The sequence below is a fragment of the Neisseria sp. HMSC065C04 genome (genome assembly GCF_001815375.1).
GTDB lineage: Bacteria > Pseudomonadota > Gammaproteobacteria > Burkholderiales > Neisseriaceae > Neisseria > Neisseria flavescens_D.
The window spans coordinates 162,505-180,605 of record NZ_KV820411.1 but is presented as its reverse complement, the minus strand read 5'-3'; the positions used below and the strand labels follow the sequence as shown (position 1 = coordinate 180,605).

The window sequence follows — 18,101 nt, the reverse complement described above, 5'->3', positions numbered from 1 at the left end:
AAAACCATGAAGCACCTGAAGACTGCGAATTCTACATGTGCGGCCCTCCAATCATGAACCAGTCCGTGATCAAAATGCTCAAAGACTTGGGCGTGGAAGACGAAAACATCCTCTTGGACGATTTCGGCGGCTAACAGACAAAAAGGAAGAAACTTCGGTTTCTTCCTTTTTTATTGCCAGGCCGTCTGAAAACCATACTTTCAGACGGCCTGAACCTTTCTTTTACGATACAATAAAGGCTTCAAAAAATAATCCGCAAATCCCTTATGCTGTTTCTTTCCAATTCGTTTTACCGTCCGATAATCGGTTGCACCGTTGCCATCTTTTCCGCACTCACACTCTCTGCCTGCCAACCTGAAAAACAACAAACCATTACCCTGCAAGGCGAGACCATGGGCACGACCTATACCGTCAAATATCTTTCAGACGGCCAAGACAAACTCCCCTCCCCTGCCGAAATACAAAAACGTATTGATGACGCGCTTAAAGAAGTCAATCGGCAAATGTCTACCTACCAGACCGATTCCGAAATCAGCCAATTCAACCAGCTGCGCACCGTCAATCAGGCCATGCCCATTTCCCAAGACTTTGCCTATGTGACCGGCGAAGCTTTGCGTTTAAACAAACTGACGCACGGCGCACTGGACGTAACCGTCGGCCCTTTGGTCAACCTATGGGGATTTGGTCCGCAAAAAGAAATCACGCACGAACCGACTGCACAAGAAATCCAACATGCTTCAGAAATGGTCGGTACAGACAAACTCAAACTTTCCCAAGACGGCCAGCAGCCTACACTGACGAAAACCCATCCCGAAGTCTATTTAGACCTATCCTCCATCGCCAAAGGCTTTGGCGTGGATAAAACCGCCGCTGAACTTGAAAAACTCAATATCGGCAATTATTTGGTAGAAATCGGAGGCGAATTGCATGGTAAAGGCCACAATGCGCAAGGCAACCCTTGGCGTATCGGCATCGAGCAGCCCAATATCGTTCAAGGCGGCGCCACACAAATCACCATTCCATTGGACAATAAATCACTGGCCACATCCGGCGACTACCGCATTTTCCATGTCGATAAGTCAGGCCGCCGCCTTTCCCATATCATCAACCCTAAAACCAAACAACCCATCAGCCACAACCTTGCTTCCATCAGCGTAGTAGCAGAAAACGCCACACTTGCAGACGGCCTTTCCACCGGATTGTTCGTTCTCGGAGAAACTGAAGCACTTAAACTTGCCGAGCAAGAAAATCTCGCCGTTTTCCTTATCATCCGGACCCCGCAAGGCGGCTACCATACTAAAATGTCTAGCGCATTCAAGAAATTATTAAACTAATCTTCAGGAATACACACATGAAAACCCTCCTCCTTACTTTCGGCATTTTTATCATTGTCATCCTCGGTATGGCAGTCGGCTATATCTTCTCCAAACGCACCATTAAAGGCAGCTGCGGCGGCATTTCCTCTCTCGGCATGAAGAAAATGTGTGATTGCGACACGCCATGCGATACCTTGCAAAAAGAGCTGGATAAAAAACAACATTCCGACAATCAAGGCATCAAGGTCGATCATTAAGTCTTTGTTGAATGTTTATTCATAACTCAAGGCTGTCTATCCCCCATCAGGCCGTCTGAAAAATAAAAGAGCGTAATCCCAATGGATGCACGCTCTTTTATTTTGCCTCTTACAAAGCAATCCAGAAATATCTTGCATACACATTTAAAACAAGCCCCAAAAAAAAAAACCAATCAGAAAACAAAAAGAAAAGCTCCTGCAAAACAGGAGCTTTTTCTTGGAAGAAACTGGATTATTTCAATTTAGTTTCTTTGTAAATAACGTGTTTACGGGCTACTGGGTCAAATTTTTTGATTTCCAGTTTGCCAGGCATCGTACGTTTGTTTTTAGTAGTTGTGTAGAAGTGACCAGTACCAGCACTGGACTCCAGTTTGATTTTATCGCGCATTGCAGTAATCCTTAATTAATGGTGTTTAAATTAAGCTTCGCCGCGAGCACGCAAATCAGCCAATACGACATCAATGCCTACTTTATCGATGGTGCGCAATGCAGCGTTAGAAACGCGCAGGCGAACCCAGCGGTTTTCACTTTCTACCCAGAAACGACGTGATTGCAAGTTAGGCAAAAAACGACGTTTGGTTTTGTTGTTGGCGTGTGATACGTTATTGCCAGACATCGGGCGCTTACCGGTCACTTTGCAAACTCGTGCCATGGTTAGTCTCCAAACTTCTAAAATAGTAAAACGCGATTTATACCACGAAATCTGCCTTCAGTTCAAGTCGTTTGCTGAAAAAACGGGATTTGTGGAAATAAATCTTCTCAATATGTTGCATCTGCGAAACGGTATTTCGCAAAGCCTTAACTTTTCAATTATAACGGATTTCTTTAAAAAAATCATCTGTCGTTTGCATGGTCGGTGAAATAAACAGGCCGTCTGAACATTTCAGACGGCCTGTTTATCGTCATGCTTTTTTCTTCAACGCCGCATTCAAAATGCAGCCGAGTATAAAGCAGGCTAAAGAAGGAACAACCCACCCTAAACCGATATTGTAAAACGGCAATGCGCGCTCGATGGCGGCGGCGGTATCGGCATCCAATCCAAACGCGGCCTTATAGGCATCGATCAGACCGACTACAAGGGCCGCCATCATGGTACAGAAATAGACAATACGGCCGCCGCCAAACAGTTTATCTGTCAAGGCCAGCAGAATGATGACGATGGTCAGCGGATACAACAGCATCAACATAGGGATGGAAAACTGCAAAATCGCTGACAGGCCTTTGTTGGCCAACAGGATAGACACCACCGTATTCAGTATCACAAAGATTTTATAAGAAATACCCGGGCAAAGACGGTTGAAATATTCGGCGCATGAAGTAATCAAGCCAACCGCCGTACTCAGACAGGCAAGCAACACCATGACGCCAAGCAACACAATACCGGCCGTACCGAAATAGTGCTGTGCGGTTTTAGACAAAACCAACGCGCCGTTTTCCTGCAAGCCGATACCTGCCACACCTGTCGCGCCCATATAGCCGATAAACAGGTAAACCACTGCCAAACAAGAAGCCGCCAACACACCGGAAATCGTCGTTGTTTTCAGCAAGTCCGCGCGGTTGTCCACACCCATGGCGCGAACAGCATCAATGACGATAATGGCAAACACCAGCGAAGCCAGCGCGTCCATGGTGCCGTAGCCTTCCAAAATGCCTTTAACCAACGGATGAGTGGCAAAATCGCCTTGTGCCGCCTGCGGCACGCCCATCGGGTTAATAGCGGCATAGCCGACCAATATTGCAATTGCCAGCAACAAAACGGGCGTAAGGATTTTACCGATACGATCAACCAGTTTCCCCGGAGAAATCGACAGCCAATAAGTCATGCCGAAAAACACCAGGCTGAATACTGCCAATGCGATGTTTTTCCAAGATTCATCAATGAAAGGGGAAATCGCGGTTTCAAAAGACACTGTCGCCGTACGCGGCATGGCAAACAGAGGGCCGATTGCCAGATAAAGCGCAGTGGCAAAAGTCACGTCGTACCAAGGCGCAACACGGGAGGCCAATGCTTCCACATCGCGCGAGCCGGAATAGCCGACGGCAATCACGCCCAACAATGGCAACCCCGCCCCGGTCAGCAAAAAGCCGAACATTGCCAAAAGCCAGTTTTCGCCGGCCTGCTGCCCCAAATAAGCCGGGTAAATTAAGTTACCCGCGCCGAAAAACAGCGCAAACAGCATCAAGCCCACCGCCCATAAAGAGGCTTTGCTGCGACTTGTCGTCGAATTCATCTTAAATTCTCTTTTTCCAAATACCCGTTATCGGTTTCATCGGCTTCAAGGCCGTCTGAAAGCATTTCGGCTTCGTTTATTTCCAAACCGTCTTTCAGGCTGATTTCGATTTCACCATAATTTTCCGGCTGTACGATACGCACCAAGCCTTCTTTAGCCAATTCCAGCAATGCAATAAAATTGACCACCACATATGTCGCGCCCTGCTCCGGCTTAAACAAATCGCTGAACTTGCTGATACCGCTTTCGTTCAAACGACGCAAAATCGCCGTCATCTGCGCGCGCACGGAAATGGTTTCCCGCACCACTTCATGATTGCGCGTATGCTTGGCACGCGACAAAATACCCAACCAAGCCTGCGTCAAATCGGCAACGTACACTTCCGGCAACTTCGCTTCAACCGCAATTTCCAGCGGCAAATACGCCCAAGCAAAATCACGTCCGGCACGCGGCAACGCATCCAAGCCCTGAGCCGCCAGTTTCATCTGTTCGTAGGCCAACAGACGGCGCACCAACTCAGCACGCGGATCCGCCTCTTCATCCTCAACTTCTTCAGGACGCGGCAACAGCAGGCGCGATTTAATTTCAATCAGCATCGCCGCCATCAGCAAGTATTCCGCTGCCAAGTCAAACTGATACGCTTCCATTTGGGCAATATAGTGCAGATACTGCTCGGTAATCTTCACCATCGGAATATCGAGGACATCGATATTTTGCTTGCGGATAAGGTACAGCAGCAAATCCAACGGCCCTTGGAAGCTGCTCAATACCACCTTCAACGCATCAGGCGGAATAAACAAATCCTGCGGCACATCGGTGACAGGCTGACCGAACACCCACGCAACGGTATGTTCAGACGGCGTTGCGGCAGTGGAAGAAATAAGGTGTTCTGAAGGCATGGTTAAAGGGTCTTTTTCTTTTTAAGTTTAGTAAGAAGTTTCATCAATAAAAGGCCGTCTGAAACGAGGACAAGCCGTTTTTAATATAAAAATCAGCGTTTTTTACGATTGATTTGCAAAGAAACAATGGCGACGGCAAAGGTCTGGGCCAAGGCCATACCCAACAGCGGCAGGCTGGCGAAAACCGTACCCGTCAGTACCGAGCCAATATCGCGGGAAAACACAAAACCATCCCTCGCAAGCATCGCCACCATCAAAGCCAACAACAGCAAACTTTCGCAGCCGATCAAAAGCCAAATCATTTTAACCGAACGGCGTTTGCGCCATTTCATGATACCGGCGTGTAAAAGGCTGAATATCATGACGGACAGAAACGGATAAAGAAAAGTGGTGAATGGGCGGTTATAACCGCTTTGCACACATAAATAATCGCTGGGCAACGTATTGCATTCCATCACATCGAGAAACATCGGATCGACGGCATACATCAACACACCGAACCATACCGCATAAATCAGGCTGGCGATAAAGTAGGCTTTAAAAAATCGGTTCATAAGCAAAAAGGTCGTCTGAAAAAATAAATTTCAAAAGGCTTAAACCCACATCAAATTTTCTGATTGGCATTTGCAGAAGAGTCCAACACATTCAGGGCTTGAACTGCTGCCATGCCATAAACAGGCAATCCAAAAAAAATAACTCCCGTTATTGCCGTCCAACTACTATCCAGACTACTCCACTCCCACAGTAATAAAACAAACCAAACAATCCACCATTCGATGATAGGCAAGGCAAGAGTCGTCAAAGTTGTACAGCGTTTGGTCCACTTCATAATGCCGGCATTGAGTAGGGACAATGACATTACAGATAAAAACGGAAAGAAGAAAAACTTCAAAGACGTTTTCTCAAAAGCCGACATTTCATGAGCTCGTGAACAATACTGTAGACGCTGTTCATTTTCAGCGTCAATATCAAAACATTCGAATCCTGTAAGCAGCAAACCGACACCGTACATCAACAAACCGAAGACAACCGCATAAATCAGGCTACTGATAAAGTAGGCTTTAAAAAATCGATTCATCTCACTTCCACCCCGCGATATGCTCCACCGCCGCCTGCGCACAATACAATCCAAACGAAGCCGTCACCAGCATACTCGCCCCATAGCCCGCGCAGGACAAACCTTGCGGCGCGGCATCGGTCGAACACGCTTCGCCGGATTGCGGCGGCGTAATATTCTCGGTTGAATAAACGCAAGGCACGCGCATTTTTTCTTTGGTATCGCGGCTGAAGCCGTAGCGTTTGCGCAAGGTGTAGCGCAAGTTGGAAAGCAGCGGATCGTGGGTGACGCGGCTTAAATCGGCAGTTTGGATTAAAGCCGGATTTTTCTGTCCGCCCGCGCCACCGCTGATAATAAACGGTTGTTTATGTTGCACGAAATACGCCGCCATCGCCGCTTTGACACGGATTTGGTCGATGGCGTCGATGACGAAGTCAAAAGGCCGTCTGAAAAGCTCGTCCAGATTGTCTTCGGTAACAAAATCTTCGATTTCCGTCACTTCGCATTGCGGATTGATTTGGGCAATGCGTTCGCGCAAAGCAGTAACTTTTGCCTTACCGAAATCATCGGTCAAAGCGTGCAACTGGCGGTTGACATTGGACTCGGCCACGTTGTCCAAATCAATCAGCGTTAAACGACCGATACCGCTCCGAGCCAAAGCCTCCACCGCCCACGAACCGACGCCGCCGACGCCGACCACGCACACATGCGCACGCGAAAAGCGCACCAGCGCTTCGTCTCCGTAAAGTCTGGCAATGCCGCCAAAGCGGCGCGAAGAAAGAAAAGCGGCGTCCTGCATAAGTAACCTTGTGATATATCAATAAATTAATGAAAAACGCCACAGGCGAATCGGACTGACATTATACTTGAAAGCAGATGGGCTGTTGTACCCGCCCGAAAGAGTTTATAATCGTTTCACATTCAGACAAGTTCTGATTTCATATTAAACGAAAGTGCCGCTACTCGGCGCAAAAGGAGAATAAATATGTACAAACATCTGGTTGTAGCCGTTGACGGTAGCGAGACTTCCCTCAATGCATTGAAACACGCCGCCGAACTGGCAAGCCTCAACAAAGCCCAACTGACTTTGGTTCACGTTGCCAACCCTGCCGAATACATGGCTTTGGCTCCTGAATTCCTGCAACACGAAAGCTACGAAGCCGCCGCAGTGGCTCAAGGTAACGAAGTTTTGGATTTCGCAGAAAAAACAGCGCGTGAAAGCGGCGTTGAAAACATCGTGAAACACCTGTTGGTTGCCAACAAAGGCGCGCGCGAAATGGCGCAAGACTTGGTTGACTATGCCGACAACAACGGCGCAGACCTGTTGGTACTCGGCACACACGGCCGCACCGGCCTGATGCACCTGCTGATGGGCAGCTTCGCCGAGACCGTAATGCGTCAAAGCCACCTGCCTCTGCTGATTATCCGTAGCAAAGCTGAAGAAGCATAATCAAGCGTTTATTTAAAATAGCGAAAGGCCGTCTGAATATTTTTCAGACGGCCTTTTTTCACATGACAGCTTCAGCTTTTATTTTGCCATTTCTTTGAACACTTCGTGTGCCACAGCAATGGTTTCGTCAATCAGCTCAGGCGTATGCGCGGCGGAAACAAAACCGGCTTCGTAAGCTGACGGGCCGAATGCGACATTGCGGTCGAGCATACCGTGGAAGAAATGTTTGAAACCGTCGATATTGGAACGCGCCATGTCGGCGTAGTTTTGCGGCGTGTGGCTGGCAAAATACAAACCAAACATGCCGCCCACGCTGTCCGCCGTAAATTCAACGCCATGCGCTTTAGCCGCGTCGGCAATACCGTTGGCGAGGCGTTGGGTCAAGGCAGTCAGGTTTTCATAGAAGCCTTCACGCTGAATGATTTCCAGCGTTTTCAAACCGGCCGCAACCGCAATCGGATTGCCGGACAATGTACCTGCCTGATACACGCCGCCCAACGGGGAAATATATTCCATAATGTCTTTACGGCCGCCAAACGCCGCCAAAGGCATACCGCCGCCGATCACTTTGCCCATGGTGGTCAAATCAGGTTTGATGCCGTGCAAAGATTGCGCACCGCCCAGCGCCACACGGAAGCCGGTCATCACTTCGTCGTAAATCAACACGGTACCGTGTTTTTCAGTCAATTCGCGCAAGGCTTTGACAAAGGCTTCAGACGGCCTAACCAGATTCATATTGCCGACAAAAGGCTCCAAAATCACACAGGCAATGTTATTGCCGCTTTGGGCAAAGGCTTCTTCCAATTGGGCGATATTGTTATATTCGAGTACCAAAGTGTGTTTGGTAAAGTCGGCAGGCACACCGGCAGAAGAAGGATTGCCAAACGTCAACAGGCCGCTGCCTGCTTTCACCAACAGGCTGTCGGAATGGCCGTGGTAGCAGCCTTCAAACTTGATGATTTTGTCGCGTCCGGTAAAACCGCGTGCCAGACGGATGGCGGTCATCGTTGCTTCCGTACCGGAGCTGACAAGGCGCAGCTGCTCGACGGACGGCATGATTTTGGCGATTTCTTCGGCAATGACAATTTCGCCTTCAGTCGGCGCACCAAACGACAAACCGCCCAATGCCGCTTCGCGCACGGCTTCAATGACTTCGGGATGGGCATGGCCTACAATCGCAGGGCCCCAAGAGCCGACATAGTCGGTATAACGCGTGCCGTTTTCGTCCCAAACATACGCGCCTTCTGCCTTTTTGATGAAGCGCGGCACGCCGCCGACGCTGCCGAATGCGCGCACAGGAGAGTTCACGCCGCCGGGAATAATGGCTTTGGCGCGGTTGAACAAGCTTTCATTACGGTTCATGGTCAATTCTTTCGTAAGAGGTCGTCTGAAAATCAAATCGATGCCATTTTAACACCAAATCCTTTTCAGACGGCCCAAGCTTCAAAATAAGAATCGGGTGCAAAATCAAAATTATTCTTTAAAAACAAACACTCTATCCACATTTTTCCTGCTTGTGCTATAATCCGCGACCTATTGAAACAATAAAAGAAAAGCATCATGTTACGCGGATTCATACTCAGCCTCGCCCTTTTGGCGTCCTCCCTCGTCCATGCACAACGCAGCCTGCCTGACGATATGGATGTGGCCGTTTTAAAGACGGTCGATTTGCCTTATCTGAAAGTCAGCAAAGGCGGTTTTTCTTGGACGCGCCTGCTGACGTTGGGCATTGTGGACGGCAATGCGGCCAAACTGCAAATCACGCGCTTTACCAAAATCCACGATGAAAACGACCGTTTCATCCCCATGGGCCGCCTGCTGAACCAAACCGGCAAAGCCGTTGCGTTCAAATACAACGAAGAAAGCCGCCTCGTCCGCGAAATCTGGATTTTGACCGACGCCGAAGCCGACAGGTTCATCGAACACGCCAAAAAGCAGAAAAAGGCGGAAGAATAATTTTTCAGACGGCCCGAGTATTTCACAGGCCGTCTGAACCCTTTTACAACAAGCCAATCAATCAAACAAACCATGAAAAAAGTATTTATCCGCACCTTCGGGTGCCAAATGAACGAGTACGACAGCGAAAAAATGCTGTCCGTCCTCGCCGAAGAACACGGCGGCATCGAGCAGGTTACCCAACCTGACGACGCCGACATCATCTTGTTCAACACCTGCTCCGTGCGTGAAAAAGCGCAAGAGAAAGTCTTCTCCGACTTAGGCCGTGTACGTCCGCTCAAAGAAAAAAATCCCGACCTCATCATCGGTGTTGCCGGCTGCGTTGCCTCTCAAGAAGGCGAAAACATCGTCAAACGCGCTCCGTATGTGGACGTGGTTTTCGGTCCGCAAACGCTGCACCGCCTGCCCAAACTCATCGTTGACAAAGAAACCACCGGCCTGTCGCAAATCGATATTTCCTTCCCCGAAATCGAGAAATTCGACCACCTGCCGCCTGCACGCGTAGAAGGCGGTTCAGCGTTCATTTCCATCATGGAAGGCTGCTCCAAATACTGCTCTTACTGCGTCGTCCCTTACACCCGCGGCGAAGAATTCTCCCGCCCACTTAACGACGTATTGACTGAAATTGCCGGTTTGGCGCAACAAGGCGTTAAAGAAATCAACCTCTTAGGCCAAAACGTCAATGCCTATCGCGGTGAAATGGAAAACGGCGAAATCTGCGACTTTGCCACCTTGTTGCGCATCGTCCACGAAATCCCCGGCATCGAACGCCTGCGCTTTACCACCAGCCATCCGCGCGAATTTACCGACGCGATTATCGAGTGCTACCGCGACCTGCCGAAGCTGGTTTCCCACCTGCACCTGCCGATTCAAAGCGGTTCCGACCGCGTATTGAGCGCGATGAAACGCGGATACACCGCATTGGAATACAAATCCATCATCCGTAAACTGCGCGCCATCCGTCCTGATTTGTGCCTCAGCTCCGACTTTATCGTCGGTTTCCCGGGCGAGACCGAGCGCGAGTTCGAGCAAACCTTGAAACTGGTGAAAGACATCGCCTTCGACTTGAGCTTCGTCTTTATTTACAGTCCGCGCCCTGGCACGCCTGCCGCCAACCTGCACGACGACACGCCGCACGAAGAAAAAGTGCGCCGCCTCGAAGCTTTGAACGAAGTCATCGAAGCCGAAACCGCACGCATCAACCAAACCATGATCGGCACGGTTCAACGCTGCTTGGTTGAAGGTATCTCCAAAAAAGACCCTGACCAACTGCAAGCCCGTACCGCCAACAACCGCGTGGTCAACTTTACCGGTACACCCGATATGATCAACCAAATGATCGATTTGGAAATCACTGAAGCCTACACCTTCTCCCTGAAAGGCAAACCGGTATAAGCACGCACAAACAAAGGCCGTCTGAAACTGTTCAGACGGCCTTTATCTTGGTTCGGCCGGGCATTATCTGATTCATGTATTTTTATTACCCGAACAAAAGGCTTTTCAGTATAATACCGCCCGAAAATTCCCTTATCTGTTGAGAAGTTAAGGCCAAAATCCGAGCTTCCGGCAGTTAAACCCGCTGATTCCGTCCTTGAACGGCTTTCCCAAAGGAATATCTCGAATGAGTTCTTCAAATCAAAGCGTTTTGGAAAGATTATTCAACCTCAACGCCAATCAGACCAACGTCCGCACGGAAATTATGGCAGGTGTGACAACCTTCCTCGCCATGTGCTATATCATTATCGTCAACCCTCTGATTTTGGGCGAAACCGGCATGGATATGGGCGCAGTATTTGTGGCTACCTGTATCGCCTCCGCCATCGGCTGTTTCGTGATGGGCTTTGTCGGCAACTACCCGATTGCCCTCGCTCCGGGCATGGGTTTGAACGCCTACTTTACCTTTGCCGTCGTCAAAGGCATGGGCGTGGACTGGCGTGTGGCTTTGGGTGCCGTTTTCATTTCAGGCATTATTTTCATCCTGTTCAGCTTCTTTAAAGTGCGTGAAATGCTGGTCAACGCCCTGCCTATGGGCTTGAAAATGTCGATTGCCGCAGGTATTGGCCTCTTCTTGGCATTGATTGCACTCAAAGGCGCAGGCGTGATTGTGGCCAATCCTGCCACATTGGTCGGTTTGGGCGACATCCACCAGCCTACCGCCCTACTGGCGATGGCAGGCTTTGTCATGGTGGTTGCACTTGGCCACTTCCGCGTTAAAGGCTCCATCATCATTACCATTCTGACGCTGACCGCCATCTCCACCATCTTGGGCTTGAGCGAGTTCAAAGGCGTGGTCGGCGAAGTTCCGAGCATTGCGCCAACCTTCATGCAGATGGACTTCAAAGGCTTGTTCACCGTCAGCATGGTCAGCGTGATTTTTGTATTCTTCCTGGTTGACCTGTTTGACTCTACCGGCACATTGGTCGGTGTTTCCCACCGCGCAGGCCTGTTGCAAGACGGCAAACTGCCGCGTTTGAAACGCGCCCTGCTTGCCGACTCTACCGCCATTATCGCAGGCGCCGCCTTGGGTACTTCCTCTACTACCCCTTACGTTGAAAGCGCGGCAGGCGTTTCTGCCGGCGGCCGTACCGGCCTGACTGCCGTTACCGTCGGCGTACTGATGCTGGCCTGCCTGATTTTCTCCCCGCTGGTTCAAAGCATTCCTGCATTCGCTACCGCACCCGCCCTGCTCTATGTTGGCGCGCAAATGTTGCGCAGCGCACGTGAAATCGATTGGGACGACATGACCGAAGCCGCACCGGCATTCCTGACCATCGTCTTCATGCCGTTTACCTACTCGATTGCCGACGGTATTGCGTTCGGCTTTATCAGCTACGCACTCATCAAACTCTTGTGCAACCGCACCCAAGACGTACCGCCTATGGTATGGATTGTCGCCGTGTTGTGGGCACTGAAATTCTGGTTCTTGGGTTAAACCGCTCAAAAGAACAGGCCGTCTGAAAACTTTTCAGACGGCCTGTTTTATTTTACCCAGCGTTTAAAGCTGTCGGTAAAAGATTATTTTTTCACTTTTTTAGCAGCTGGTTTAGCGGCAGCTTTCGCGCCTTTGTCCAATGCGCAGAAACGGGTAGCGATTTGGTCAACCACTTCTTGTTTGCCATTTACTTCGGTAGTACCGCGGATAGTCAGCATGTTGCCATCAACTTTGTCCACGTTGGCTGCAGTGGCTGCTTCAGCAATCCAAGCAACATTGCCGCCCCAGAATGCGTTTACATCTTTGCTGCTGTCAGTAATACGGAACAGGTTTTCAGTTACTTGGCCTTTGTATTTTACTTGGGCAGCAACAACTTCGTTGCCTTTGAAGCCATACATTACGCTCAGAGGCTCTTTGCCGTCTTTACCGCATTTGTAGTGAACTTCTTTAGTACCGTCGATAGAGTCTACTTTCAAAGTATTAGGTACTGGAGCTTGAGCTTGTTGAGCCTGAGCTTGTTGTTGCGCAGTAGGCGCAGCTTTAGCTTCAGGTTTGGCTTTAGAACCGCTGCTACATGCAGTTAGGGCAACAGCCGCCAAAACGGCAGGAACGATTAATTTAACATTCATATTCATAATTGACTCCCAAATGGTTTCAATAAAAAACCGGCAAACGCCGGCTGACATTTACACATTAACAGAGATATTCCGTCTTGTCTTTATCTCAGACGGCATTTTTTAAGAAAAGTTCAAATAAATATTTTTATTTTCTAAAATCAATAAATTATAAATATGAAATCATGTAAATTCAGGTTTAGGAACTCTTAAGATGAATACTGTTGCCAATAAATTGGGTTTCGACAATGGTAAAATGAGATTGAAAAGCGCATATAGACGACAAAAAGTCTGGGCGATTTATTTTACACACTTCTGCCTCTTGAGTTGCTAAGCGTTTCAGACGGCCTTAGAACACAAACAGTAAATGCAATAAAAAAGCGCAATCTAAAATAGATTGCGCTTTTTTGAAAACTGGCACGCCCACGGGGAATCGAACCCCGGTTACCGCCGTGAAAGGGCGATGTCCTAACCGCTAGACGATGGGCGCGGATAAATCTTGTGGCGCACCCGGAGCGATTCGAACGCCCGACCCTCTGGTTCGTAGCCAGATACTCTATCCAACTGAGCTACGGGTGCATCCTCATCACTTCGCAAGTGCGTTGTGAATCAAGAAGATCGAATAATATAGGCTTTACCAAAACCTGTCTACTTTTTTCACGGATATTTTTTATATTTTTACTTAACTGATTGAAATTAAAAAATATAAAATTAACGCAAAATCCCTACTCCTGATAAATCCTGTGCCATTTTGGCGGCGGAGTTATCGGTCATGCCGCCGACAAAATCCAAAATTTTCATATAGGCCTGATACAGACTGTCTTCAGGAAGAATCGGATTGTGCTTTTTCAATAATTCCAACGCCAAAGACTGACGCGTTGCCAACTGTTTTTCTGCAATCAGGGCATAGGCGGCAGGGACGAGCAAATCCAAGATGGAGCCTAAACATGGGAACGTGGCGATCTCGGTCAAGAGTTTGGTGTGATGGCGGAAAATCCGTGTTTGCGCCAACTCTTTCGCTTTTGCCAAAGTGTTTTGCACTTGCGGGCTACACAGAGCAAGCAAGTCTTTGCCTTTGAATGTTCCGTCCAACAAGTCAGACTGATGCAGCATAAAGGTTTGCGCAACATCATCAATTGCCTTGCCGATCGCAATGCCGCGCAACATGGCGCAACGCTGACGGCTGGAACTGGCGTGCCACGCGCTTTCGGCAAAGGTCAGCTCGGACAAAATACTTTCTACTTCCGTATCCGTGAGCAAATCCAATTCGACGGCATCTTCCAAGTCCAGCAAGGCATAGCAAATATCGTCGGCGGCCTCCATCAAATAAGACAAAGGATGGCGCGCCCAGCTATCTGCTCCTGCGGAAACCAGCCCCAATTCATCGGCAACCTGACGGATAAACGGCAACTCGGTTTGATAAATATTGAATTTTTTTCTGCCGTTCGGATGTTGCGTTGTCCACGGATACTTCAGCAATGCGCCGATGGCTGCCGCAGTCAGGCGCATTCCGCCCGCCTCCGGATACATTTCAAGGCTGGCGACGATACGCAGGCTATGCGCATTGCCTTCATAGGTTTGAATATCGTTGCGTTCCGCTTCGTTCAATGTGTTCAGATAAATTTGATGTTCAGGCCGTCTGAACCAATCACGCAAAGCATCTTCGCCGGTATGGCCAAACGGCGGATTGCCCAAATCATGCGCCAAACAGGCAACCTGCACCACGGCACCAATATCGCTGGGCGTGTTGCCCTGCGGCAGAAAACCGCCGTTGTGCAACATCACGCCCACGCGGTTGCCCAAGCTCCTGCCCACGCTGGCAACTTCAACGCTGTGCGTCAGGCGGTTGTGCGTCAAATCGTGTTGCGCCAACGGATGCACCTGCGTTTTACGGCCAAGGCGGCGGAAGGCTCCGGAAAAAACAACCCGGTCGTAGTCAATGTGAAAATCCGTACGCAAAGCATCGGCACCTTCCTGAGTCGAAGGGGTAACGGTCGGCACAATTTCGCCGTTTTTGGTACGGAAGCGTTGGGTCGACAATAAGTTTTGCCAATTCATTCGGATGGTCATAAAGATTCCTCAAGCAAAGTAAAGGCCGTCTGAAACATATTCAGACGGCCTTATGCTTATTTACCGCGCATCAATTCAAAGAAATCGTCATTGTTTTTGGAGTCTTTGAGTTTGCCCACCAAAAACTCGGTTGCTTCGATTTCGTCCATAGGATGCAGGAATTTGCGCAAGAGCCACATGCGTTGCAACTGATCGTTCGGCACCAGCAATTCTTCACGGCGCGTACCGGATTTATTGATACTGATGGCCGGGAACAGGCGTTTTTCTGCCATGCGGCGGTCAAGGTGCAATTCCATATTGCCCGTGCCTTTGAACTCTTCGTAAATCACATCGTCCATGCGGCTGCCGGTTTCAACAAGCGCTGTCGCAATAATGGTAAGCGAACCGCCCTCTTCCACATTACGCGCTGCGCCGAAGAAGCGTTTCGGACGGTGCAAAGCGTTGGCATCGACACCGCCGGTCAGAATTTTGCCCGAAGTCGGCACGACGGTATTGTAGGCGCGCGCCAAACGGGTAATCGAATCCAGCAGGATGACCACGTCTTTCTTGTGTTCGACCATGCGTTTGGCTTTTTCAATCACCATCTCGGCTACTTGTACATGGCGTTGCGCAGGTTCGTCAAACGTAGAGGAAACCACTTCACCGCGTACAGAACGGCTCATTTCGGTCACTTCTTCCGGACGCTCGTCAATCAACAGGACAATCAGCTCGACATCGGGATAATTGGCGGTAATAGCGTGGGCAATGTTTTGCAACATCACGGTTTTACCGGTTTTAGGCGGCGCCACCAACAATGCACGTTGGCCTTTACCGATTGGGGAAACCAAGTCGATGGCACGGCCGGTCAGATTCTCTTCGGCTTTGATGTCGCGCTCGAGCTTGAATTGTTCGGTTGGGAATAAAGGTGTGAGGTTTTCGAAGAGGATTTTGTGTTTGCAGACTTCGGGCTGATCACCGTTGATGGTATCGAGGCGGACAAGCGCGAAATACCGCTCGTTGTCTTTAGGTACGCGCACGCTGCCTTCGATGGTGTCGCCGGTGTGCAGATTGAAGCGGCGGATTTGCGTGGGCGAAACATAAATATCGTCAGGGCCGGCAAGGTAAGAAGTATCTGCGCTGCGCAAGAAACCGAAGCCGTCGGGCAGGATTTCGAGCGTACCGGAACAGGTAAAGCTGACATTTTGCTTCATCATCTGGCGGACGATGGCAAAAACAAGGTCTTGTTTGCGGAAACGGTTGGCGTTTTCAATGCCATGTTCTTCTGCCATTTCCAAGAGTTTGGAAATGTGGAGGGTTTGGAGTTCTGAAACGTGCATAGTATTGATATATTTTGAATGGTATCAGAGAGATGGCACAAAGGCCGTCTGAAAGTATGAAATCATGCCGCAGGATACGGTAGATTTTTGAGAAAGTTGAATTTTAGGCAGTTGGAGGCAGGGTGTCAAATTTTTAAATTGAACACTGAGCCGAGACCATAATCTTACCCTGCAATAAGATTATGGCCGGCAACAGCTTGGCAATCGCAACCCTATCGCCAAAAATCCGAGTATTTACCCAACTTCAGACAGCCCTCTGTCCGTACCGCATCAGCGTCATGCCGCCGACCGCCGCCGCGCAACCCGCAACCAGCGAAATATGCAGCGGTTCGCCCAAAAACCACGCCGAAGACAGCACACCGAAAATCGGCACAAGCGTAATATACGCTGCCGCGCTGCCTGCACCCAAAGTCTTCACGCCTTCAAAATACCACGCATAGGCCAATACCGTCGCACCGATGACCAGCCACGCCAAGGCTGTCCAACCTCGCCCATCCATTGCCGCTATCGCCTCAAACGGCATTCCGTCCATCCACAACGCCACCACCGACAACATCAGAGCGCCGATGAACGAAGTTGCCATCGTTACCGTCAGCGCGTCTATCCCGCGCAAAACCGCGCGACCAATTAAAGTATAAGCCGCCCAACAAACCACGCAACCGAAAATCAGCCACTCTCCTGCCTTGATGCCGCCCGATAACACTGTCAACGGCTGCCCTTGCGTTACCACCATAATGGCACCGCCGACCGCCAGCAGCATACCCGCCAAAATCTTCGCATTTAAACGCTCGCCGAAAAACCAAGTTGCCAACAGCAGCGTCAGCACGGGGTTCACTGCCACGACCACCGCCGCCTTACCTGCCGGCATAGTCTGCAAACCCAGCATAAAAAACACCGCATAGCCGCACACGCCGACGGAAGCAGCCGCCGTCAAACCCAGCCATTGCCGCGCCGACAAAGCTGCCAAAGTTGCAAACCTGCTGCGCGCAAACAACCAGCCCAACAACAAAACCGAAGCCAGTACAAACCGAACCGCCCCGCCCGTCAGCGGCGGCAGCGACTGCCCCAGCATCCGCCCCATCGGCCAAGACGCGCCCCACAGCACCGCCATCCCCAGCAGTTTCAAATGTACAGAATAACGTTCCATCTCATTCCTTTTATCGACAAAGGCCGTCTGAAAATGTTTCAGACGGCCTTTATCCACTTAGGATTTCACAATACGACCATTAGGGTAAATACTGCGGTATACAGCATAGGGGAGTAATAAATAAATTACACAAAGAGGTAAAAAAAATATTAACAGAAAAACAGAAATTATCCATCCATCCAGTACACCAATTAATGCACCGAATAAAAAGAACAAGATAAACATCCCTATAGTAAAAACCAATATTGCCGGAATATTAAGTATAACAGCTTTGAAATTGGCTTTGATAGCATCCCATGCATTCATATCATCTAAAACGATTAAAGCAGGTGTCAATAAGAATAAGATTAGAGCAACAAATGAAATCAATGACATGAACGGAAGAATTGCTACCCCACCCCATCGATCTGTCAGAAAAAACATTGGTAAAATGAGTGACCCTACAATAACACCAAATAGCATTTGTAATAAATACAAAATAAAGAAACTCATTTTCTTATGTTGAAAGACAATAAAAAAATCCTGTGTATTAAAGATATTATGATTACTGGTTCTATGTGCGACAAACATTACCCCTCCGAGCAGACAAATACCCACCCAACCTAACACAATATTTTTTAAATTAGAAAGCACATCAATTTCCAGAAAATCCACAATAGAGGCTACAAGTCCTACAATAATATAAAGAAATAATACACCTATCCATTTCCACGAATGAAGTTTGAAAATACCGAAAGCATCGGTAATCCATTTTATACCAGCAAAAGCAGAAAGGCGTTTAGGTTCATGATACCGAACTTCCTGTGAAGTAAGTATTTGGTTTTCCATAAAATTCCTATTATAAAATCAAAAATTT

20 protein-coding genes, 2 tRNA genes and 1 pseudogene are annotated in these 18,101 nt (G+C 49.1%); 8 read left to right on the top strand and 15 right to left on the bottom strand.

The window, feature by feature from the left end; translation table 11 throughout:
- The 4 genes and pseudogenes from HMPREF3022_RS11320 to HMPREF3022_RS11705 all read left to right on the top strand — a co-directional run.
- Positions 1 to 134 (top strand): annotated as a pseudogene (locus HMPREF3022_RS11320) (NADH:ubiquinone reductase (Na(+)-transporting) subunit F); the annotation flags it as partial.
- A gap of 132 nt (positions 135 to 266) precedes the next feature.
- Complete coding sequence (locus tag HMPREF3022_RS05975; protein ID WP_083315827.1) at positions 267 to 1,334, top strand: FAD:protein FMN transferase; 1,068 nt, start codon at positions 267 to 269, stop codon at positions 1,332 to 1,334.
- A gap of 17 nt (positions 1,335 to 1,351) precedes the next feature.
- A complete protein-coding gene (gene nqrM / locus HMPREF3022_RS05970) occupies positions 1,352 to 1,573 on the top strand; it encodes a (Na+)-NQR maturation NqrM (RefSeq protein WP_003680888.1) in 222 nt (73 codons plus the stop codon).
- 81 nt (positions 1,574 to 1,654) lie between these two features.
- Positions 1,655 to 1,819 (top strand): hypothetical protein, encoded by a 165-nt coding sequence (locus HMPREF3022_RS11705; RefSeq protein ID WP_168166413.1) that lies wholly within the window; start codon positions 1,655 to 1,657, stop codon positions 1,817 to 1,819.
- Here HMPREF3022_RS11705 and rpmG read toward each other — a convergent pair.
- The 7 genes from rpmG to HMPREF3022_RS05935 form a co-directional block, all read right to left on the bottom strand.
- Positions 1,806 to 1,961, bottom strand: coding sequence for a 50S ribosomal protein L33 (rpmG, locus tag HMPREF3022_RS05965; protein WP_003684373.1), 156 nt, complete (start codon positions 1,959 to 1,961; stop codon positions 1,806 to 1,808). The two genes, HMPREF3022_RS11705 and rpmG, sit on opposite strands and share 14 nt — an antisense overlap.
- Before the next feature lie 30 nt (positions 1,962 to 1,991).
- Positions 1,992 to 2,225, bottom strand: a complete 234-nt coding sequence (gene rpmB, locus HMPREF3022_RS05960) for a 50S ribosomal protein L28 (RefSeq protein WP_002216391.1) — start codon at positions 2,223 to 2,225, stop codon at positions 1,992 to 1,994.
- A 250-nt stretch (positions 2,226 to 2,475) separates the two neighbouring features.
- Positions 2,476 to 3,804 carry a branched-chain amino acid transport system II carrier protein gene (brnQ, locus tag HMPREF3022_RS05955; protein ID WP_070765260.1) on the bottom strand — a complete coding sequence of 443 codons (1,329 nt, stop codon included), beginning with the start codon at positions 3,802 to 3,804 and terminating at the stop codon, positions 2,476 to 2,478.
- Positions 3,801 to 4,703, bottom strand: coding sequence for a segregation and condensation protein A (locus HMPREF3022_RS05950; protein WP_070765259.1), 903 nt, complete (start codon positions 4,701 to 4,703; stop codon positions 3,801 to 3,803). The genes brnQ and HMPREF3022_RS05950 overlap by 4 nt, the downstream gene beginning before the upstream one ends.
- A gap of 92 nt (positions 4,704 to 4,795) precedes the next feature.
- Positions 4,796 to 5,257, bottom strand: coding sequence for a hypothetical protein (locus HMPREF3022_RS05945; protein WP_070765258.1), 462 nt, complete (start codon positions 5,255 to 5,257; stop codon positions 4,796 to 4,798).
- Between the two features lie 50 nt (positions 5,258 to 5,307).
- The gene (locus HMPREF3022_RS05940; protein WP_070765257.1) at positions 5,308 to 5,781 is read right to left on the bottom strand and encodes a hypothetical protein; all 474 of its coding nucleotides are present in this window, start codon (positions 5,779 to 5,781) and stop codon (positions 5,308 to 5,310) included.
- Position 5,782: 1 nt separating this feature from the next.
- A complete protein-coding gene (locus HMPREF3022_RS05935) occupies positions 5,783 to 6,559 on the bottom strand; it encodes a tRNA threonylcarbamoyladenosine dehydratase (RefSeq protein WP_070765256.1) in 777 nt (258 codons plus the stop codon).
- Positions 6,560 to 6,745: 186 nt separating this feature from the next.
- Between HMPREF3022_RS05935 and HMPREF3022_RS05930 the strand changes: the two genes are divergently transcribed.
- Positions 6,746 to 7,210, top strand: a complete 465-nt coding sequence (locus tag HMPREF3022_RS05930) for a universal stress protein (protein WP_003680896.1) — start codon at positions 6,746 to 6,748, stop codon at positions 7,208 to 7,210.
- A 78-nt stretch (positions 7,211 to 7,288) separates the two neighbouring features.
- Here the strand turns inward: HMPREF3022_RS05930 and hemL are convergent, their stop codons facing one another.
- Positions 7,289 to 8,572: a glutamate-1-semialdehyde 2,1-aminomutase gene (gene hemL / locus HMPREF3022_RS05925; protein WP_070765255.1), complete on the bottom strand. Its 1,284-nt coding sequence runs from the start codon at positions 8,570 to 8,572 to the stop codon at positions 7,289 to 7,291.
- A gap of 198 nt (positions 8,573 to 8,770) precedes the next feature.
- Between hemL and HMPREF3022_RS05920 the strand changes: the two genes are divergently transcribed.
- From HMPREF3022_RS05920 to HMPREF3022_RS05910, 3 genes are all read left to right on the top strand, one after another.
- Positions 8,771 to 9,166, top strand: a complete 396-nt coding sequence (locus HMPREF3022_RS05920) for a hypothetical protein (RefSeq protein ID WP_049333912.1) — start codon at positions 8,771 to 8,773, stop codon at positions 9,164 to 9,166.
- Between the two features lie 72 nt (positions 9,167 to 9,238).
- Positions 9,239 to 10,561, top strand: coding sequence for a tRNA (N6-isopentenyl adenosine(37)-C2)-methylthiotransferase MiaB (miaB, locus tag HMPREF3022_RS05915; protein WP_003684389.1), 1,323 nt, complete (start codon positions 9,239 to 9,241; stop codon positions 10,559 to 10,561).
- A 226-nt stretch (positions 10,562 to 10,787) separates the two neighbouring features.
- Positions 10,788 to 12,098, top strand: coding sequence for an NCS2 family permease (locus tag HMPREF3022_RS05910; RefSeq protein ID WP_049352523.1), 1,311 nt, complete (start codon positions 10,788 to 10,790; stop codon positions 12,096 to 12,098).
- 83 nt (positions 12,099 to 12,181) lie between these two features.
- Here HMPREF3022_RS05910 and HMPREF3022_RS05905 read toward each other — a convergent pair whose 3' ends face one another.
- The 7 genes from HMPREF3022_RS05905 to HMPREF3022_RS05875 form a co-directional block, all read right to left on the bottom strand.
- Entirely contained in the window at positions 12,182 to 12,733 is a 552-nt protein-coding gene (locus HMPREF3022_RS05905; RefSeq protein WP_070765270.1) for a hypothetical protein, read from the bottom strand.
- 394 nt (positions 12,734 to 13,127) lie between these two features.
- Positions 13,128 to 13,202: transfer RNA gene (locus tag HMPREF3022_RS05900), tRNA-Glu, on the bottom strand.
- A gap of 12 nt (positions 13,203 to 13,214) precedes the next feature.
- A tRNA-Arg gene (locus HMPREF3022_RS05895) sits at positions 13,215 to 13,291 on the bottom strand.
- Positions 13,292 to 13,423: 132 nt separating this feature from the next.
- Entirely contained in the window at positions 13,424 to 14,782 is a 1,359-nt protein-coding gene (locus HMPREF3022_RS05890) for a deoxyguanosinetriphosphate triphosphohydrolase (protein ID WP_049359174.1), read from the bottom strand.
- A gap of 56 nt (positions 14,783 to 14,838) precedes the next feature.
- Complete coding sequence (gene rho, locus HMPREF3022_RS05885) at positions 14,839 to 16,098, bottom strand: transcription termination factor Rho (RefSeq protein ID WP_003680905.1); 1,260 nt, start codon at positions 16,096 to 16,098, stop codon at positions 14,839 to 14,841.
- 244 nt (positions 16,099 to 16,342) lie between these two features.
- Positions 16,343 to 17,245 carry a DMT family transporter gene (locus HMPREF3022_RS05880; protein WP_049332180.1) on the bottom strand — a complete coding sequence of 301 codons (903 nt, stop codon included), beginning with the start codon at positions 17,243 to 17,245 and terminating at the stop codon, positions 16,343 to 16,345.
- A gap of 57 nt (positions 17,246 to 17,302) precedes the next feature.
- Entirely contained in the window at positions 17,303 to 18,073 is a 771-nt protein-coding gene (locus HMPREF3022_RS05875) for a hypothetical protein (RefSeq protein ID WP_049332178.1), read from the bottom strand.
- Between the last annotated feature and the right edge of the window lie 28 nt (positions 18,074 to 18,101).

Excerpts from the sequence above, each read along its gene's own strand:
- HMPREF3022_RS05975 (WP_083315827.1), top strand. The coding sequence starts at position 267 with ATGCTGTTTCTTTCCAATTCGTTTTACCGTCCGATAATCGGTTGCACC.
- nqrM (WP_003680888.1), top strand. The coding sequence starts at position 1,352 with ATGAAAACCCTCCTCCTTACTTTCGGCATTTTTATCATTGTCATCCTC.
- HMPREF3022_RS11705 (WP_168166413.1), top strand. The coding sequence starts at position 1,655 with ATGGATGCACGCTCTTTTATTTTGCCTCTTACAAAGCAATCCAGAAAT.
- rpmG (WP_003684373.1), bottom strand. The coding sequence starts at position 1,961 with ATGCGCGATAAAATCAAACTGGAGTCCAGTGCTGGTACTGGTCACTTC.
- rpmB (WP_002216391.1), bottom strand. The coding sequence starts at position 2,225 with ATGGCACGAGTTTGCAAAGTGACCGGTAAGCGCCCGATGTCTGGCAAT.
- brnQ (WP_070765260.1), bottom strand. The coding sequence starts at position 3,804 with ATGAATTCGACGACAAGTCGCAGCAAAGCCTCTTTATGGGCGGTGGGC.
- HMPREF3022_RS05950 (WP_070765259.1), bottom strand. The coding sequence starts at position 4,703 with ATGCCTTCAGAACACCTTATTTCTTCCACTGCCGCAACGCCGTCTGAA.
- HMPREF3022_RS05945 (WP_070765258.1), bottom strand. The coding sequence starts at position 5,257 with ATGAACCGATTTTTTAAAGCCTACTTTATCGCCAGCCTGATTTATGCG.
- HMPREF3022_RS05940 (WP_070765257.1), bottom strand. The coding sequence starts at position 5,781 with ATGAATCGATTTTTTAAAGCCTACTTTATCAGTAGCCTGATTTATGCG.
- HMPREF3022_RS05935 (WP_070765256.1), bottom strand. The coding sequence starts at position 6,559 with ATGCAGGACGCCGCTTTTCTTTCTTCGCGCCGCTTTGGCGGCATTGCC.
- HMPREF3022_RS05930 (WP_003680896.1), top strand. The coding sequence starts at position 6,746 with ATGTACAAACATCTGGTTGTAGCCGTTGACGGTAGCGAGACTTCCCTC.
- hemL (WP_070765255.1), bottom strand. The coding sequence starts at position 8,572 with ATGAACCGTAATGAAAGCTTGTTCAACCGCGCCAAAGCCATTATTCCC.
- HMPREF3022_RS05920 (WP_049333912.1), top strand. The coding sequence starts at position 8,771 with ATGTTACGCGGATTCATACTCAGCCTCGCCCTTTTGGCGTCCTCCCTC.
- miaB (WP_003684389.1), top strand. The coding sequence starts at position 9,239 with ATGAAAAAAGTATTTATCCGCACCTTCGGGTGCCAAATGAACGAGTAC.
- HMPREF3022_RS05910 (WP_049352523.1), top strand. The coding sequence starts at position 10,788 with ATGAGTTCTTCAAATCAAAGCGTTTTGGAAAGATTATTCAACCTCAAC.
- HMPREF3022_RS05905 (WP_070765270.1), bottom strand. The coding sequence starts at position 12,733 with ATGAATATGAATGTTAAATTAATCGTTCCTGCCGTTTTGGCGGCTGTT.
- HMPREF3022_RS05890 (WP_049359174.1), bottom strand. The coding sequence starts at position 14,782 with ATGACCATCCGAATGAATTGGCAAAACTTATTGTCGACCCAACGCTTC.
- rho (WP_003680905.1), bottom strand. The coding sequence starts at position 16,098 with ATGCACGTTTCAGAACTCCAAACCCTCCACATTTCCAAACTCTTGGAA.
- HMPREF3022_RS05880 (WP_049332180.1), bottom strand. The coding sequence starts at position 17,245 with ATGGAACGTTATTCTGTACATTTGAAACTGCTGGGGATGGCGGTGCTG.
- HMPREF3022_RS05875 (WP_049332178.1), bottom strand. The coding sequence starts at position 18,073 with ATGGAAAACCAAATACTTACTTCACAGGAAGTTCGGTATCATGAACCT.